The following is a 17,247-nucleotide window of genomic DNA, read 5'->3' on the forward strand; positions in this document are numbered from 1 at the left end:
TCGAACGTATGTTCGAATCGGACCTGCCTTCGCCGGCCGCCATCGGTGGCCTCGACAACGCGGGCCTGGTCGATGTCATGCAGCAGGCGGCTCGGCTGCAGTCGGCGGCGCTGGCGCGGGTGTTCGCCGCGGGCGCGGAGCTGTATCACCGGCGGCTGGCCGAGCAGAACGTAGCCGATCGCGAGATTTGGGCCCTCGACGGCTGGGACGCCGTGGCCGCCGAGATCGCGGCCGCCCAGGGCGTCAGCCGCGGCCGCGCGGCAGGTCAGTTGCGGATCGGCCTGGCGCTCTCGGAGCGGCTGCCCAAACTCGCAGCGCTGTTCGCTGCCGGGGTGGTGGACTACCAGGTGGTCGCCGCGGTGGTGCATCGCACTGAGTTGATGATCGACCCGGGTGCGCTGCCGCGGATGGATCGCTGGTTGGAGCGCAATGCCGCCCGGTGGGGCACCTGGTCGCGCAACCGCATCATCGAAGCCGTCGACTACTGGGTGCAGGTACTGGAACCGGTTGCGGTGCGTGAAGCGCGCACCTTCGATAAATCGCGCCACATCGGTGTGATGCCGCAACATTCGGGCCTGGCGGAGATCTTCGGCGACGTGCGCACTCCCGATGCGTTGGCCTTCGATCAGCGGCTCAGTGAACTGGCCGCCACAGTCTGCAGGGCTGATCCGCGCACCAAAGAAGAGCGGCGCGCCGATGCCTTAAGAGCGCTCACCGAAGGTGCGGCCACGATGGCGTGTGAATGCGGCTCACCGGAGTGCCCCGCGGCCACCGGCGATGCCTCGGTGGGTGCGGTGGTGATCCATGTGATGGCCGAGCAGGCCACTCTCGAGGGCGGCTCGGAGGCGCCCGGATACGTGCCCGGGTTCGGTGGCCTCTCGGCGCAGGCGCTGCGCAATCTCGCCAAATCGGCCAAGCTGCGCACGGTTCGCCACCCACAAGATGCCGCACCGGAGCCCGGCTATCGACCGTCTGCGGCGCTGGCCGACTTCGTGCGCTGCCGCGATCTGACGTGTCGGTTTCCCGGCTGCGGGCGCCCGGCCGAATGCGCCGACATCGACCACACGGTTCCGTATCCGCTCGGGCCGACGCACGCCTCGAATCTCAAGCTGCTGTGCCGTCTGCATCACCTGCTCAAGACCTTCTGGACCGGCGAGAACGGGTGGCGTGATCGCCAAGAACCCGACGGCACCGTCATCTGGACCGCCCCGACCGGGCACATCTACGTCACCAAACCCGGTGGCGCCCTGTATTTCCCCCAGCTGGCCGCCCCCACCGGCGAACTGAACCTGCCGGCATGGTCACCGGTGGGCAACCGCGGGCTGATGATGCCAACGCGCAAGCGCACCCGGGCGCAGGATCGGGCATCGCGCATGCAGTGCGAGCGCAACCACAACGAAGCCCGGATCGCCGCCGAAGCCGCAAAGCGACGCGCGCTCGCAGCCTGCAACGATCCACCACCCTTCTAGCGCGCCCCCGGACGCAGGGTGACCGTCAGGTGATGCAGCATGAGCACGAACGTGATGGTCCAGGCCCCCAAGGCGATCCAGCTCTGCACTGAGCCGATGAAGAAGACGATCGGCAGGTGGTCGGCCTGCCCCAGGTAGTGGCTGCCCACTCCGTACATCCCGAGCGGAAAAATCACGCTCCACCACGGGGCCTCGTAGCGCAGTGAGATGTGGTGCACCAGATGCCGCCACACCCCTGCGGCGATCAGCGGCGGGATCAGCCAGGTGCCGAAGGCCCAGAACAGCACCGATGTTCCGGCGATCAGGCCGCGGGTGGCATTTACCATCGGCGCATCAGCCATCTCGACGATCCGCGCGCCGGCCAACACGGTGATCGCACAGGCGCCCATCCCCACCCAATACTGCGGGATGAGGTCCTCGGGCAGCAACGGGTAGAGCAGCAACCGCAAGGCCACGAAGATTCCGGCCGCACCGTAGAGGAACACCCCGATCGACCAGGACACCACCGCGAGCAGCGCCAGGCTCTGCCGCCACGGATCCGGCATGTCGACTTCCAGTACCGCGGCCAGCACCGCGATGGACTGGCTGGCCACCACCCAGATGAACCAGGTGCCGTTGGCGCGCCGCACCACCGGCCGCTCGGAGGTGCCCAGCACGGCGGTCCAGGGAATCAGATAGCCCAGCACCAGCCAGGCCAGCGAGCTGACCACCAAGAGCCCGGCGGCGACGCTGGTATGCCCGTCGATGACGAGGCGGGCTCCCAGCACGTTGGTGGCCGACACGAACGTGAACAGACCGAATGCGCGACCGGAATCGGAGAGATCAGCCCGGAATGCGTGCGGGAACGCAATGACGCGCACCGCCGACACGGTGACCAGAACCAGGTAGGACACCACCGTGACCCACAGCAGCAGCACCGACAACCGGTAGGCGCCCTGGTGATACATCGCCATCGACACCATTCCGCTGGCCATCACCAGCGCGAAGTAGCCCGGGTTGAGTGTCCGTACCGCCTCTCGGGTGCCGCCGGGCCGTCCCTCGTTCAGTTGAGTGTCAATACGGGACACCGATTTTCCGCCATTTTCCACCCGTTCCCGGCTCCTTCGGTTGGGTCGCGATCCGGCTACGGACAACGATGTAGGGCCGCCACAGGTACCACAGCGGATAACTCCAGGCATGGACCAGGCGGCTGAACGGCCACACCAGGAAGATCGCCCACGCCGCGACGGCATGCACCTGATACATCAGCGGGGCAGCCGCGATCGCGTGCACGTTCGGGTGCATGGCGAACAGGCTACGGAACCAGACCCCGACCGTGTTGCGGTACTCGTAATGCGAGGTGTTCTGAATTCCCAGCGTCAGATAGATGCCGAGCAACACGATGATGCCCAGCAGGATCAGCGCCAAGTAGTCCACCGCGCTGGTGGTGGCGCGCACCCGCGGAACCGCGGTGCGCCGAAGCAGCAGCACTCCGCCGCCGATCAACACCCCGATCGCCGCAGCCGACCCGCCGATGGCCGAGAAATCCTGGTACCAGGTCTCGTGAATACCGAGCCAATCGGTGAACGACTTGGGAATCAGGATTCCCATCACGTGCCCGGCGATCGCGGCGAAGGTGGCGTAGTGAAACAGCGGGGCTCCCCATTTGAGCAGCCGCCGCTCCTGCAACTGAGTGGAGCGGCTGGTCCAGCCGAACTGGTCATAACGCCAGCGCCAGATATGCCCGACGATGAAGACGGCTATCGCCACATACGGCAGGATCACCCACCACAGCAGGTCCCAGGTGGTTATCTGTGGCATTGCGCACCTCCGGCAGCGTCGGGGCCGGTTCCGTAACCAGCCAGGTAATCGGGGGGAGCGAAGGGCTCCAAGCCCACCTCCTCGGCCGGCGGGCCGGCCTGCCACGCCGCGCGAACCCGGCCGAGTTCGTGCTTGCCGAGCTTGGGCAAGGCGGCGGTGACCGCGGTGACCACGTCGGCGTACGGCGACTCGGCTTTCACCAGAGCGCGGCGCAACAACTCCAGATCGGTGCGATGGTTCGCCAGCAGTCGCTCGCCCTTCGGGCACAGGGCGGCGAAATCCAGGACGATCGGCAAAAAGTCGGGCAGGTCGTCATCGCAGACCACGAAGCCGGCGTCGCGGTAGGCCGCCTTGAACACCACCATCGCCATGCCGCGCTTTCGGGTGTCCCCGTAGCGGTAGTAGGTCAGGTAGAGCGCGCAGCGCCGACGCAGGTCGAAGGTCGCCACGTAGTGCGCGGCGACGTCGCTCGCGGGTGTGGCGGCCAGCCAGTTCAGAAACTTCCGGAACGACTCGCGGGCCGGTTTGGGGCCGGCGGTTGCTGCGAATCGTTCGAGCTCGGGCAGCCCGTCGAACAGCGCCAGGGTCGGATACTGCAGCAGCACCGAGGCCAGTTTCGCAGTCCGGCTGTTCATGTCGGGCCCGGCTGCGGAAACATTCCCGGGGCGGCGTCGCTGCCGTTCCAGTTGAGCAGGTTGAGCCGGCCCGAGGGACGATCGGCATGCCGGGGCGTGTTGGCGGCGGACGCGGAATCAGAGTGCGGCGGATAGTAGGAACCGATGCCGTGCGGACCGGTCGGCCCCATCCCGCCCATGCCCGGGCCGCCGTCGGTATCCAGGCTGCAGAACAACTGCTCGTGCTGGCCCATCAGCCGCCCCGCCTCCTCGGCGTGCGCCGGCGGAATCACATAGCGCTCTTCGTATTTGGCGATCGCCAGCAGTCGGTACAGGTCATCCAGGTCGTCCCTGGTGGCGCCCACGCCGGCCGGAAGATCGGCGTCGATGTCCAGGCCGAGTTGCTTGGCGCGCTGAATCGCGCGCACCGCGGCCAGCTTGCGCAGCACGGTGCGCACCACCGCCGAGTCGCCGGCGGTGAACAGGTTGGCCAGATACTCGATCGGGATGCGCAGCGAATCGATGGTGGCGAAGACGTTGTCGGGGTTGTCGGCGTCGTAGCCTTGGGCGCCCACCACATCGGCCACCGGCGACAGCGGCGGGATGTACCAAACCATCGGCAGTGTGCGGTATTCCGGGTGCAGTGGCAGCGCCACCCGGTGACGCACCGCCAGTTCGTAGCAGGGCGAGCGTTTGGCCGCCTCGATCCAGTCGTGCGGAATACCGTCTCGCTCGGCGGCGGCCTGCACGTGCGGGTCGTGCGGATCCAAGAACACCCCGAGCTGGGCCTCGTAGAGATCCTGGGCATCCGGTGTGGCGGCGGCGTCGAGTATCTTGTCGGCGTCGTAGAGGAACAGGCCGAGGTAGCGCAGCCGGCCCACGCAGGTTTCCGAGCAGACGGTCGGCAGCCCTTGTTCGATACGCGGATAGCAGAAGGTGCACTTCTCGGCTTTGCCGGTGCGGTGGTTGAAGTAGACCTTCTTGTAGGGGCAGCCCGACACACAGAACCGCCAGCCGCGACAGCGGTCCTGATCGACCAGCACGATGCCGTCCTCGGCGCGCTTGTACATCGCCCCCGACGGGCACGACGCCACGCACGACGGGTTGAGGCAGTGCTCGCAGATGCGCGGCAGGTAGAACATGAATACCTGCTCGAACTCCATCTTGACCTGTTCTTCCAGGCCCGCCAGGTTGGGGTCGCCGTGCGCCAACTCGGGAGCCCCGGCCAGATCGTCGTCGAAGTTGCTGCCCCAGTTGACCTTCATGTCCCGTCCGGTCAGCGCGGAGATCGAATGCGCGGTCGGGTTCGGGGTGCCCAGCGGTGCGTCGATCACGGTCTGGTAGTCGTAGGTCCACGGGTCGCCGTAGTCGTCGATGCTGGGCAGATCCGGGTTGTAGAAGATCGACAACAGTTTGCGCAGCCGGCCGCCGGCCCTCAGCTGCAGGCGGCCCTTGCGGTCCAGCGTCCAGCCGCCGTGCCACTGGTCCTGGTCTTCGTAGCGTTTGGGGTAGCCGATGCCCGGTTTGGTCTCGACATTGTTGAAGTAGACGTACTCGGTGCCCGGCCGGTTGGTCCACACCTGCTTGCAGGTGACCGTGCACGTGTGGCAGCCGATGCACTTGTCGAGGTTCATCACCATCGACACGTTGGCCGCCACTCTCATTGGAAACACACCTCCTGCGAGCGGCGGCGGATGACGGTGATCTCGTCGCGCTGATTGCCGGTGGGGCCGTGGTAGTTGAAGCCGAACGACTGCTGGGCGTATCCGCCGATCATGTGGGTCGGTTTGACCACCAGCCGGGTCAGCGAGTTGTCACCGCCGCCGTGGTAGTCCGACACCTCGGTTTTCGGTGTCATCAAGTGCCGGTCCATGGCGTGGTACATGAACACGGTGCCCACCGGCATCCGGTGGGTGACGACGGCGCGGCAGGCCACCACCCCGTTGCGGTTGAACGCCTCGATCCAATCGTTGTCGGCGACACCGATTTTCGCCGCGTCGGCCGGGCTCATCCAGATCACCGGCCCGCCGCGGAACAGCCGCAGCATGTGCAGGTTGTCCTGGTACTCGGAGTGAATCGACCACTTCGAGTGCGGCGTCAGATACCGCACGGTGACCTCAGGGCGTCCCTCGGCGCGCATACCCTGTTCGCCGAAGTGGCGCAGATAGTTCAGCGGCGGGCGGTACACCGGCAGCCATTCGCCGTATTCGGCGATCCAGTCGTGGTCCAAGAAGAAGTGCATCCGGCCGGTCAGGGTGTGCCACGGCTTCTTGCGCTCGACGTTGACCACGAACGGCGAGTAACGCCGGCCGCCGGTCTCGCTGCCCGACCACTCGGGGGAGGTGATGACCGAGCGCGGCTGAACCTGGGTGTCGACGAAGGTGATCCGTTCCCCGGAGCGCTCTTCGGCCAGATCGGCCAGCGGCATCCCGGTGCGTTCCTCCAGTGCCTGCCAGCCCAGCAGCGCCATCCGGCCGTTGGTGGCCCCCGACAGCGCCAGGATCGCCTCGGCCAGGTGGACGTCGCGGGCCAGTGAGGGGCGGCCGTCACCGGGGCCGCCGTGCACGATGCCGTTCTGGCGGCCCAGCCAGTCGACCGCGGTGGTGGGTTTCCACGAGATGCCCTTGACCCCGGTGCCCAGGGTGTTCACCAGCGGGCCCAGGGCCGCCATCTTCGCCGCCACCGCGGGGTAATCCCGTTCGATGGTAACCAGTTTCGGCATCGTGACCCCGGGGACCGGCTCGCATTCGCCGCGCGTCCAGTCGGCCACCGCGCCGCCGGGCTGGGCGAGCTCGTCGGCGGAGTCGTGCATCAGCGGTGCGGCGATGACGTCGGTGCGGGTGCCCAGGTGCGTCGCGGCCAGCCGGGAGAACTCGGCGGCGATGGTGGCGAACGCCTCGAAGTCGGTGCGGGCCTCCCACGGCGGAGGGATCGCCGGGTTGAACGAATGCACGAACGGGTGCATGTCGGTGGTCGAGATGTCGTGCTTCTCATACCAGGTGGCGGCCGGTAGCACGATGTCGGAGTAGGTGCAGGTACTGGTCATCCGGAAGTCCAGTGTGACGGCCAGATCGAGCTTGGCGGTCGGCGCCGGCTCACGCCAGCGCACCTCGGTGGGCCGCAACGCTTCCGGGGACTCCTCGGCGCGCACCGCGTTCTGCGCACCGAGCAGGTGCTTCACGAAGTACTCCATGCCCTTGCCGGACGAGCCCAGCAGGTTGGCCCGCCACACCGTCATCACCCGGGGAAAGTTCGCCGGGTTGTCGGGGTCCTCGCCGGCGAACCGCATCCGGCCGGCCTGGAGTTCGTCCACCACGTAGTCGGCGACCGGCTTGCCCGCCTCGGCGGCGGAATCGGCCAGGCTCAACGGGTTCCGATCGAACATCGGGTGCGAGGGCGTCCAGCCCAGCCGCGACGCCTGGGCCAGCATGTCGGCGACCGCGCGGCCGCCGAACAGTCCCGGCCCCAGCGGCGAGGACAACTCGCCGGCGCCGAACTGCTCGTAGCGCCACTGGTCGGTATGCAAGTAGAAGAACGAGGTGCCGGTCATGTGCCGGGTCGGGCGTTGCCAGTCCAGCGCGAACGCGACCTGCTGCCAGCCGGTCAGCGGGCGAACCTTCTCCTGGCCGACGTAATGCGCCCAGCCGCCGCCGTTGACGCCCTGGCAACCGCACAGCATGGTCAGGGTGAAGAAGGTGCGGTAGATCTGGTCGGAGTGGAACCAGTGGTTGGTGCCGGCCCCCATCGCGATCATCGACCGGCCTTGGGAAAGCTCTGCGCTGCGGGCGAATTCGCGAGCCACCCGGGCCGCGGCCGCCGCCGGTACCGAGGTGATGGTCTGCTGCCAGGCCGGGGTGTAGGGCTGGTCGGCGTCGTCGTAGCCGGTCGGCCACTCGCCGGGCAACCCGTCGCGGGCCACGGCGTAGTGCGCCATCAGCAGGTCGAACACCGTCGCCACCAGATGCTCGCCCAGACGGTGCACCGGCACGCCCCGGCGCACCGCGTCGCCGCCCTCGGTGTCACCGATATCGAAGCGCGGCAGGTCGACGGTGACCGCGTCCGGGTAGCGCCCGTGCAGGCTCAACAGCGGGTCGTGCTCGCCGAGATCCAGGTTCCATCTGCCCTTGCCGGATTCCGAGAAGTGGTCGGCGAGCGTGCCATTCGGGAAGAATGGTTCGCCGGTCGCCGCGTCCAGCAGCACCGTGCGATGCGCGGCGTTCTCGGCGGTGTCGCCGAGGTCGGCCGCGGTCAGGAAGCGGTGCGGGACATAGGAGTCGCCGCGGCGGCGCAGGGTGATCAGGAACGGCAGGTCGGTGTAGGTCTTGACGTAGGACTGGAAGTAGGGCACCTGCCGGTCCCGGAAGAACTCGCTGAGCACCACGTGCCCCATCGCCATGGCCAGCGCACCGTCGGTGCCCGGCGCGCAGGCCAGCCAGTCGTCGGCGAACTTGGTGTGGTCGGAGTAGTCGGGGCTGACCACGACGACCTTCTGGCCGCGGTAGCGCGCCTCGGTCATGAAATGCGCGTCGGGGGTGCGGGTGATCGGCAGGTTGGTGCCCCAGATGATCAGGTAGGCCGCGTTCCACCAGTCCCCGGACTCCGGGACGTCCGTCTGGTCACCGAAGACCTGCGGTGAGGCGACCGGAAGGTCGGCGTACCAGTCGTAGAAGGACAGGATGGTGCCGCCGATCATCGACAGGAAGCGGGTGCCCGCGGCATAGGAGACCTGCGACATCGCCGGGATCGGGGAGAAGCCCACCACGCGGTCCGGCCCGTACTCCTTGACGGTGTGCACGTGCGCGGCCGCGATCAGCTCGCTGACTTCGGCCCAGGAGGCCCGCAGGAAACCGCCTTGGCCGCGTGCCGACTTGTACCGCGCGGCCCGCTCCGGGTCTGCGGTGATCTCGGCCCACGCGGCCACCGGGTCACCGAGCCGGTCGCGGGCCTCGCGCCACATCGCCAACAGCGGCTCGCGGATGTAGGGATAGCGCACCCGCGCCGGGGAGTAGGTGTACCAAGAGAACGAGGCACCGCGCGGGCAGCCGCGCGGCTCGTACTCGGGACTGTCGGGGCCGACCGAGGGATAGTCGACGGCCTGGGTTTCCCAGGTGATGATGCCTTCTTTGACGTACACCATCCAGGAGCACGATCCGGTGCAGTTGACCCCGTGGGTGGAGCGCACCACTTTGCCGTGCCGCCAGCGTTGCCGGTAGAACTCTTCGGCGCCGCGGCCGCCGCGGCGATGCACCTCTCGGTGATCCGGTGTCGGGATTCCCGGGGTGAAGAACTGGGCTCGCCGCAGCAGCGACTCGATCGGCTCGCCGCCCGGCAGCAGCGGCGCCAACGAAGCTCGTGATGTGCTTGCCGTCATCGACCCGGCTCCCGTTCGTCGCGGATCTCGCCGGAGGCCAGCCTGATCCCGGCGAGAGCAGCACTGTGTCCCGGTATACCACGCAACCGCGGTGCTGACTCCCGATCGGCGACGACGATTTCGTCGCCACACACGCCGGCCACGGCTAGGTCTCACTGTGGCTGTGGTCGTGCCGGTGCTGGCTGTGACTGTGCGGTGCCATCGGTCCCGGGTCGACCGGCACGTGGCCCCCGGAGGTGTAGGCGGCGTGAATGCCGCGCACCCACTGGCACAGCTCGTCGACGGTGGGCTGCTGCTTGCGCGACAGTGCCAGAACGGGGGAGCCGGCGCGGGCGGCCCGGGCATCGGCAACCATCTGCGGCACATCGACATCGACATAGGAACCGAGGTCGATCTTGTTGATCACCAGCAGATCCGCGCGCGCGATTCCGGGGCCGCCTTTGCGTGCGACGTCTCCGCCGCCGGCGACGTCGAGGACGAAGATCTGGGCGTCGACGAGGCCGGGGGAGAAGGTGGCGGTGAGGTTGTCGCCGCCGCTTTCGATCAGAACGATGTCCAACGGGGCGAAATCGTGCTCGAGGTCTTCGACGGCAAGAAGATTCATCGTGATGTCGTCGCGGATCGCGGTGTGCGGGCAGGCACCGGTTTCCACCGCGCGGATCCGCTCGGCGGGCAGAATTCCCTGCGCCCGCAGAAAGCGGGCGTCCTCGTCGGTGTAGATGTCGTTGGTGACCACACCGAAGCGGTATTCGCCGGACAGGTTCCGGCACACGGTGGCGATCAGTGAGCTCTTGCCGGTGCCCACCGGCCCGGCCACTCCCAGTCGTAGCGCACGGGTGTCGTGGTGGAGATGTTGGGTGTCAGGCACTGTGCGGCTCCTCTTCCGTTGGGACATCATCGGATTGCCAGGGCGTCCCGAGTTCGTCGAGGCCGGCGGTCAGCGCCCGCCGCAACGCGAGGCTGTCGTCGGCGAGCGCGGAGACCAGCGCGGCGGGGCCGGCCAGCGGCAGCAGCCCGGCTGACGGACACATCATCGAGCTGCGCTGCGTCGTCCAATCCCGTTGCGGGTCCACGAGCAGTATTGAGCCCACTGCCCGGTGGCCGGCGGCCACGGCGGCACTGTTCCAGCCGGGCGCGTCGGCCCCGATGTGCAGGTCCTGGTGGTAGAGCGGCTGTCCGTCGCGCCGGATCAGCAGCCGCTGCCGGATGGTGCCCGGTTGTTCGCCGTGGCGACCGAGAATCAGTTCTTCGCGCAGCAGTAGCCGGGCGGTGGGGGCGAGCGCGACGTCGACGTCGTTGACGTGGTTGCAGTGTGCCGCGGCGATCAATGGTTCGGCCAGCCAGACCAGCGTGGCGCCGTCTGCGACCCGCACCCGTATCGAGCTGCGTGAGCAGCGCCCGCGGGCTCCGGGCAGCAACAGGGTGGCCGAGATGTCGGTGAGCACCAGGCAGCTGTTGGCTCCCACGTCGATGTCGAAATCGAGTTCGTCGCCGCCCATCGGGCCGGCGGCCCCCGCGGCCACGCTCACCCGGACCGCCGCGGGTAGCTGATCCGCCCACGGATGCGGTTCTTTGGGCCCGGTGATGCGCGGCATGATCGGGGCCTGCGCGCGCAGGGCGCTGACCTGACTGGTCCACTGTCCGTCCCAGCCGATAGTGGCTTCGGTGGCCAGCCGTGCGTGCGCGCGCATCTCGCCGGATCGGGGGTTCAGGAAGCAAATAGTCGCGCCTCCTGCCGGGTGTGATGTTCCGCGGCGATATCGAGCAGTGGGGCGGCGTGGGCCGGCAGGTCCGCCGGTGCGGTGCCGGCATGACCGGCTGCGGCGCCGGCCAGCACATGGAGGTCGGCCAGCAGATCTGCCAGCACGGCATGAACATCGAGTGGGTCGAGGCTGATCAGCCGCACCGCGGCGGCGGCCGGCCCGGCCACGCTGTCATACAGCGCCGCGGTGGCCGCATCACGTGCATCGAGGTCGAAGACCGCGGCGACCACACCCATGGCGATCGGCTGGTGGGGGTGCCGGCCCAGCGCGTCGAGCTGCGGGGCCGGCCGGATGGTTCGCATTGCCCGTTGCAATTGCCGGCCCAGGGCGCGCGATGCGCTGCGCAGCGCCGGCGACGGCATCCGGGCGTCGAGCTCTGCCTCCAGCTCGGTGAGCCGCGCCAGATCGCCTGCTGCGGTCGCGTGGCAGGCCGCAGCGGCGAAAGCGGCGGCGACGGCACCGGAGGTGGCAGCCCGTCCGCGCAGGAACTCTTCCAGGCTGGCTCGGTCGTGCACGCGTCCCGCCTGAACCGATGCCTCAACGCCGCCGGAGTGCGCGTAACCGCCGGCCGGCAGGCGCCCGTCGGTGAGCAGCAGCAGCGCAGCTGGCGTGGCCGGCATGTCAGTAGAGGAAGTAGCGCTGGGTCATGGGCAGCTCGGTCAGCGGTGCATGGTTGGTCGTTTGCCCGTCGATGCGGACCTCGAAGGTGTCGGGGTTGACCTCGATGTTCGGCAGCGCGTCGTTGAGCGGCAAGTCGGCTTTGCTGCGTTGGCGCATGTTCTTGACCGGCACGAGTCGGCGTTCGACGTTGAGTCGGTCGGCCAGCCCGTCTTCGAGTGCGACGGGCGCGACGAACGCGACGCTGGTGGCCGCCGCGGCGCGGGTGAAGGCGTTGTAGCCCAGCCGCGGCAACACCGGCTCGGGGGTGGGCACCGCCGCGCTGGGGTCGCCGAGCATCGCCAGCGCGCCCATGCCCCCTTTGAACACCGCGGTCGGCTTGACCCCGAACATGGCGGGGGCCCACAACACGAAGTCGGCCAGTTTGCCGACGGCGATGGATCCGATTTCGTCGTCGAGGCCGTGGATGATCGCTGGGCAGATGGTGGTTTTGGCGACGTAGCGCCGGGCTCGCTCGTTGTCGGCGCGCTCATCGGAGCACAGCGGACCGCGCAGCTGCTTCATCGCGTGGGCGGTCTGCCAGGTGCGCAACACCGTCTCGCCGAGACGCCCCATCGCTTGCGCGTCAGACGACATCGCCGAGATCGCGCCGATGTCCTGCAGGATGTCTTCGGCGGCGATGGTGCCGGCCCGGACCCGGCTCTCGGCGAACTGCAACTCCGCCGGAACCTTGGGGTTGAGCTGGTGGGCCACCAGGCACATGTCGAGCTGTTCATCGACGGTGTTGACGGTGAACGGGCGGGTCGGGGTGGTCGACGACGGCAGCACATTGGCTTCGCCGGCGATCCGGATGATGTCGGGGGCGTGGCCGCCGCCGGCGCCTTCGGTGTGGTAGCTGTGGAAGCTGCGGCCGTTGACCGTGCGCATGAGATCTTCGACGAAGCCCGCCTCGTTGAGGGTGTCGCTGTGGATGGCGACCTGCACCCCGGCCTCATCGGCGACCCGCAGGGCGGTGTCGATCACCGCCGGTGTCGCGCCCCAGTCCTCGTGGACCTTGAGTCCGGCGGCACCGGCGCGCAACTGTTCCCACAACGCTTCCTCGTTGATCGTGGTGCCGCGCCCCAGAAATGCCACGTTGACCGGCCAGGGGTCGAAGCTCTCCAGCATCCGTGCCAGCCACCAGAAGCCCGGGGTCGCCAGGGTGGCTTTGCCCCCGTCGGTGGGTCCGCTGCCACCCCCGACCAGCGTGGTGATGCCGGCTTGCAGGGCCACCTCGCACATCTGCGGGTTCACGAAGTGCACGTGGGTGTCGATGGCGCCGGCCGTCATGATCAGGCCGGTGCCGTTCATGATCTCGGTGGAGGGGCCGATGACCAAGTCGGGGTGAACGCCGTCCATCACGTCGGGGTTGCCCGACTTCCCGATGGCGGTGAAGCGGCCGTCGCGAATTCCCACGTCTGCCTTGACGATTCCCCAGTGGTCGAGGATCACCACATTGGTGATCACCAGGTCGGGGGTGCCCTGCGCGCGGGGAACGTGTGATTGGCCCTGGGACTCGCGCCCGGATTTGCCGCCGCCGAACACGATCTCGTCCCCGCCGACGCAGTAGTCCTCTTCGACCTCGATGAACAGGTCGGTGTCGGCCAGCCGAAGCTGATCGCCCTTGGTGGGGCCCAGCATCATCACGTAGAGGTGGCGGGGGATCTCAGGCATCGAGCGGGCCTTTGCACGCGCCGCGGAACCCGGCGGCAATTCTGCGGCCCCCGAAAGGGATCAGCTCGATCTCTTGGGTCACGCCGGGGTCGAACCGGCTCATTCCGCTGGACATGATGTTCTGCCGCTTGCCCCAGGCCGCCTCCCGGTCGAACTCCAGCGCGGGGTTGGCCTCGGCGAAATGGAAATGCGAGCCCACCGAGATCGGCCGGTCGCCGGTGTTGACGACCTTCACCGTCGTGATCTCGCAGCCGACGTTGATGGGCACCGGGGCGTCCCCGAAGATGAGGGCACCCGGCGCCGACGGTTTCATGCTCGAGGAAGGGCCCGGCTGCACCATTCCCATCGGCGCCTTGCCGGTACCCATCGGAATCGACTTGCCGGAGCCGGCGCGTTGGCGCCGCAGCGGGGGCAGGTGCCGCTGTGCTGACGAGACCAGTTTCTCCAGCCGGGGATTGCGCTGCAGGACGCGTTGGGCCCGGGCGACCGCCCGGCTGGCCGCGCCCGGCAGCCACGAGCTCTTCTGGGCCCGCTGCATCCGGTTGGTGACGGTGTCCCTGATTTTGTCGGTCGGTCCGCGCATGGCTGTCGCCTTCATTCCCGCCGATGTCAGTGAATGGGCTGGGGAACGGTCACCAATTTGGTGCCGTCGGGAAACGTCGCTTCAACGTCGACCTTCTGCAGCATCTCGGCGATACCGTCCATCACGTCTTCGCGTTTCAGGACGTGGCGCGCCGCATCTTGGATGTCGGCTTTCGACCGGCCGTCGCGGGCACCCTCGAGCACGAACTGGGTGACCACCGCGGTGGCTTCGGGCAAGTTGAGCTTGAGGCCGCGCTTGCGTCGTTTCAGGGCCACCTCCGCCGCGGTGTGAATCAGCAGACGTTCTTGTTCTCGGAGCGTCAAGAACATCGCGGTTCCCTTTCGCCGGGGCGGCCGACGCCGATGCGTCACACCACGGCGGGGCCTACCCGGACGTTGGTGGCGTTAAACGCCGCAGCTTGGCCCCTAGCGACTTGCCCTGCGCAGATAGCGGTTTCGGATCAGTCGAGCAGCTGCCGCAGCACGTACTGCATGATGCCGCCGTGCCGGTAGTAGTCGGCCTCGCCGGGGGTGTCGATGCGCACCTTGGCATCGAACTCGACGTCACCGGCTTTGACGTGCACGGTGTCGGGGATGCTGTCACCCAGCGCGGTCACGCCGGTGATGTCGAAGGTCTCCTCACCGGTCAGACCCAGCGACTCGGCGTCGGCCCCGTCGGGGAACTGCAGCGGCAGTACACCCATCCCGATCAGGTTGGAACGGTGGATGCGCTCGTAGGACACCGCGAGCACCGCACGCACCCCGAGCAGCACGGTGCCCTTTGCGGCCCAGTCGCGAGAGGAACCGGAGCCGTATTCCTTGCCTGCCAGAATCACCAGCGGGACGCCGGCGTCGAGGTAGTTGACCGACGCGTCGTAGATGGTGGTGACCGGGCCGTCCGACTGGGTGAAGTCGCGGGTGAAGCCGCCTTCGGTGCCCGGCGCCAATTGATTGCGCAGCCGGATGTTGGCGAACGTGCCGCGGATCATCACTTCGTGGTTGCCGCGCCGGGAGCCGTACGAGTTGAAGTCCTTGCGTTCAATTCCATGCTCCGACAAGTACTTTCCGGCGGGGGAGTCGTGGCGGATCGACCCGGCCGGGCTGATGTGGTCGGTGGTGACCGAGTCGCCCAGCTTGGCCAGCACCCGGGCGCCGGTGATGTCGGTGACCGGCTCGGGCTCGCGCGTCATGCCGTCGAAGTACGGCGGCTGGCGTACATAGGTGGAGTCGGGGTCCCAGGAGAAGGTGTCGCCCTCGGGTACCTCCAGCCCGCGCCAGCGTTCGTCGCCGGTGAAGACGTCGGCGTAGCTGGCGGTGAACATCTCGGCCTGCAGATTGTCGGAAACGACGGCTTCGATGTCCGCTTCGCTCGGCCAGATATCCCGCAGATACACCGGTTCGCCGTCGCTGCCGGTGCCGATCGGGTCGGTCAGCAGATTGACCCGCAGGGTGCCGGCCAGTGCATAGGCGACCACCAGCGGTGGGGAGGCCAAGAAGTTCATCTTGACCTCGGGGTGGATGCGGCCTTCGAAGTTACGGTTGCCCGAGAGCACCGAGCACACCGTCATGTCGCTGTCGACGACGGCCTTACTCACCTCCGGGATCAGCGGGCCGGAGTTGCCGATGCAGGTGGTGCAGCCGTAGCCGACGAGGTTGAAGCCCAGCTTGTCCAGATAGGGAGTCAGGCCGGCCCGGTTGTAGTAGTCGGTGACCACCCGCGACCCGGGTGCCAGCGTGGTCTTGACCCAGGGTTTGCGGGACAGGCCCTTCTCGACGGCGTTGCGGGCCAGCAGTGCCGCGCCGACCATTACCGAGGGGTTGGAGGTGTTGGTGCACGACGTGATGGCCGCGATCACCACGTCGCCGGTGTTGACGTCGGTGCTGGTGCCGTCCGCCAACTCCACGGCCACTGCGGCCGACGGCCAGTCGCCTTCGATGCATTCACTCTGCGGCTGGCGGGGCTTGCCCTGGGGACTGCTGGTGTCGCCGAAGGCGATCGGATCGCTGGCCGGGAAGGAGTCCGCGGAGGCCTCGTCGAGCTCCGACAGCGCCTGTTCGGTCGTTTCGACACCGCCGAGCAGCGCGCAGACGGTCTGCGGGGCGACTCGCAGCGGGATGCGGTCCTGCGGGCGTTTCGGCCCGGCGATCGACGGCACCACATTGCCCAGATCCAGTTCGAGGATTTGGGAGTATGCCGGCTCGCGTTCGGGGTCGTGCCACATGCCCTGCTCTTTGGCGTAGGCCTCGACCAGCTTGATCTGGTGTTCGGAGCGGCCGGTGAGCCGCAGGTAGTCGCAGGTGACGCCGTCGATCGGGAAGATCGCGCAGGTGGCCCCGTACTCGGGGCTCATGTTGCCGATGGTGGCCCGGTTCGCCAGCGGGACGTTGGCCACCCCGGGGCCGAAGAACTCGACGAACTTGCCCACCACTCCGGTGCGCCGCAGCAACTCGGCGACGGTCAGCACCAGGTCGGTGGCGGTGGTTCCGGGCTGCAGTTCGCCGGAGAGTTTGAGCCCCACCACCTGGGGGATCAGCATGCTCATCGGCTGGCCCAGCATGGCGGCTTCGGCTTCGATCCCGCCTACGCCCCAACCCAGCACCCCGAGGCCGTTGACCATCGGGGTGTGCGAGTCGGTGCCGACCAGGGTGTCGGGGTAGGCCATCGGGCCGTCCGCACTGTCGCGGGTGAACACCACCCTGGCCAGGTATTCCAGGTTGACCTGGTGACAGATGCCGGTGTCGGGCGGCACCACCGAGAAGTCATCGAAGGCCTGCTGCCCCCAGCGCAGCAGCTGGTAGCGCTCGGCGTTGCGCTCGAACTCCAGCTCGGCGTTGATCGCGAACGCATCGGTGCGGCCGAAGACGTCGGCGATCACCGAGTGATCGATCACCAGTTCGGTGGGACACAGCGGGTTGATCCGTTTGGTCTGCCCGCCCAGATCCGCGATCGCGTCGCGCATCGCCACCAGATCGACGACGCAGGGCACTCCGGTGAAGTCCTGCATCAGCACCCGCGCCGGGGTGTAGGCGATCTCCCGGCCGTGTTCGGCTTTCGGATCCCAGGCGGCCATCGCGTTGATCTGTTCGTCGGTCACCAGGTGGCCGTCTTCGTTGCGCAGCAGGTCTTCCAGCAGGACCTTGAGGCTGTAGGGGAGTCGCTCGGCGCCGTCGATGCGATCGAGGCGCCGGATCTGATAGCTGGTGTCGTCGACGGCGAGCTGGTCTTTGGTTCCGAAGCTGTCGAGGATGCTGTGTGCGGGCATCATGGCCCCTCTCGCCGGTCGAATCGGGATAGTTACGACCATAGTCGTCGAAAC

13 protein-coding genes are annotated in these 17,247 nt (G+C 67.9%); 1 reads left to right on the plus strand and 12 read right to left on the minus strand.

Annotated features, from left to right (window positions below; all coding sequences use genetic code 11):
- Positions 1 to 8: 8 nt before the first annotated feature.
- Positions 9 to 1,469, plus strand: a complete 1,461-nt coding sequence (locus AC5Y31_RS15015; RefSeq protein WP_499981250.1) for an HNH endonuclease signature motif containing protein — start codon at positions 9 to 11, stop codon at positions 1,467 to 1,469.
- On the opposite strand, the gene AC5Y31_RS15020 is transcribed toward AC5Y31_RS15015, so the two are convergent.
- The 12 genes from AC5Y31_RS15020 to AC5Y31_RS15075 form a co-directional block, all read right to left on the minus strand.
- Positions 1,466 to 2,536: a tellurite resistance/C4-dicarboxylate transporter family protein gene (locus tag AC5Y31_RS15020; protein WP_499981253.1), complete on the minus strand. Its 1,071-nt coding sequence runs from the start codon at positions 2,534 to 2,536 to the stop codon at positions 1,466 to 1,468. The two genes, AC5Y31_RS15015 and AC5Y31_RS15020, sit on opposite strands and share 4 nt — an antisense overlap.
- A complete protein-coding gene (gene narI / locus AC5Y31_RS15025) occupies positions 2,523 to 3,269 on the minus strand; it encodes a respiratory nitrate reductase subunit gamma (RefSeq protein WP_234787296.1) in 747 nt (248 codons plus the stop codon). The genes AC5Y31_RS15020 and narI overlap by 14 nt, the downstream gene beginning before the upstream one ends.
- Entirely contained in the window at positions 3,257 to 3,904 is a 648-nt protein-coding gene (gene narJ / locus AC5Y31_RS15030) for a nitrate reductase molybdenum cofactor assembly chaperone (protein WP_499981257.1), read from the minus strand. The genes narI and narJ overlap by 13 nt, the downstream gene beginning before the upstream one ends.
- Positions 3,901 to 5,547 (minus strand): nitrate reductase subunit beta, encoded by a 1,647-nt coding sequence (gene narH / locus AC5Y31_RS15035; RefSeq protein ID WP_065023660.1) that lies wholly within the window; start codon positions 5,545 to 5,547, stop codon positions 3,901 to 3,903. Before narH ends, narJ begins: the two co-directional genes overlap by 4 nt.
- Entirely contained in the window at positions 5,544 to 9,254 is a 3,711-nt protein-coding gene (locus AC5Y31_RS15040) for a nitrate reductase subunit alpha (protein WP_499981259.1), read from the minus strand. Before AC5Y31_RS15040 ends, narH begins: the two co-directional genes overlap by 4 nt.
- Before the next feature lie 145 nt (positions 9,255 to 9,399).
- On the minus strand, positions 9,400 to 10,149 hold the full coding sequence (gene ureG / locus AC5Y31_RS15045; RefSeq protein WP_499981261.1) for an urease accessory protein UreG: 750 nt from the start codon (positions 10,147 to 10,149) through the stop codon (positions 9,400 to 9,402).
- A complete protein-coding gene (locus tag AC5Y31_RS15050; protein WP_065023663.1) occupies positions 10,115 to 10,945 on the minus strand; it encodes an urease accessory protein UreD in 831 nt (276 codons plus the stop codon). Before AC5Y31_RS15050 ends, ureG begins: the two co-directional genes overlap by 35 nt.
- Before the next feature lie 17 nt (positions 10,946 to 10,962).
- Positions 10,963 to 11,637 (minus strand): urease accessory protein UreF, encoded by a 675-nt coding sequence (locus AC5Y31_RS15055; RefSeq protein WP_499981263.1) that lies wholly within the window; start codon positions 11,635 to 11,637, stop codon positions 10,963 to 10,965.
- A 1-nt stretch (position 11,638) separates the two neighbouring features.
- Positions 11,639 to 13,348 carry an urease subunit alpha gene (locus tag AC5Y31_RS15060; RefSeq protein ID WP_499981265.1) on the minus strand — a complete coding sequence of 570 codons (1,710 nt, stop codon included), beginning with the start codon at positions 13,346 to 13,348 and terminating at the stop codon, positions 11,639 to 11,641.
- A complete protein-coding gene (gene ureB, locus AC5Y31_RS15065) occupies positions 13,341 to 13,931 on the minus strand; it encodes an urease subunit beta (RefSeq protein ID WP_234787298.1) in 591 nt (196 codons plus the stop codon). The genes AC5Y31_RS15060 and ureB overlap by 8 nt, the downstream gene beginning before the upstream one ends.
- A 26-nt stretch (positions 13,932 to 13,957) precedes the next feature.
- On the minus strand, positions 13,958 to 14,260 hold the full coding sequence (locus tag AC5Y31_RS15070; protein ID WP_065023666.1) for an urease subunit gamma: 303 nt from the start codon (positions 14,258 to 14,260) through the stop codon (positions 13,958 to 13,960).
- Between the two features lie 131 nt (positions 14,261 to 14,391).
- Positions 14,392 to 17,193 carry an aconitate hydratase gene (locus tag AC5Y31_RS15075; RefSeq protein WP_301635653.1) on the minus strand — a complete coding sequence of 934 codons (2,802 nt, stop codon included), beginning with the start codon at positions 17,191 to 17,193 and terminating at the stop codon, positions 14,392 to 14,394.
- Between the last annotated feature and the right edge of the window lie 54 nt (positions 17,194 to 17,247).

The organism is Mycobacterium sp. NGS18, assembly GCF_059813185.1.

Bases quoted from the DNA above. Each gene is read 5' to 3' on its own strand.
- AC5Y31_RS15015 (WP_499981250.1), top strand. From the start codon at position 9: ATGTTCGAATCGGACCTGCCTTCGCCGGCCGCCATCGGTGGCCTCGAC.
- narI (WP_234787296.1), bottom strand. From the start codon at position 3,269: ATGCCACAGATAACCACCTGGGACCTGCTGTGGTGGGTGATCCTGCCG.
- narJ (WP_499981257.1), bottom strand. From the start codon at position 3,904: ATGAACAGCCGGACTGCGAAACTGGCCTCGGTGCTGCTGCAGTATCCG.
- narH (WP_065023660.1), bottom strand. From the start codon at position 5,547: ATGAGAGTGGCGGCCAACGTGTCGATGGTGATGAACCTCGACAAGTGC.
- AC5Y31_RS15040 (WP_499981259.1), bottom strand. From the start codon at position 9,254: ATGACGGCAAGCACATCACGAGCTTCGTTGGCGCCGCTGCTGCCGGGC.
- ureG (WP_499981261.1), bottom strand. From the start codon at position 10,149: ATGTCCCAACGGAAGAGGAGCCGCACAGTGCCTGACACCCAACATCTC.
- AC5Y31_RS15050 (WP_065023663.1), bottom strand. From the start codon at position 10,945: ATGCGCGCGCACGCACGGCTGGCCACCGAAGCCACTATCGGCTGGGAC.
- AC5Y31_RS15055 (WP_499981263.1), bottom strand. From the start codon at position 11,637: ATGCCGGCCACGCCAGCTGCGCTGCTGCTGCTCACCGACGGGCGCCTG.
- AC5Y31_RS15060 (WP_499981265.1), bottom strand. From the start codon at position 13,348: ATGCCTGAGATCCCCCGCCACCTCTACGTGATGATGCTGGGCCCCACC.
- ureB (WP_234787298.1), bottom strand. From the start codon at position 13,931: ATGCGCGGACCGACCGACAAAATCAGGGACACCGTCACCAACCGGATG.
- AC5Y31_RS15070 (WP_065023666.1), bottom strand. From the start codon at position 14,260: ATGTTCTTGACGCTCCGAGAACAAGAACGTCTGCTGATTCACACCGCG.
- AC5Y31_RS15075 (WP_301635653.1), bottom strand. From the start codon at position 17,193: ATGCCCGCACACAGCATCCTCGACAGCTTCGGAACCAAAGACCAGCTC.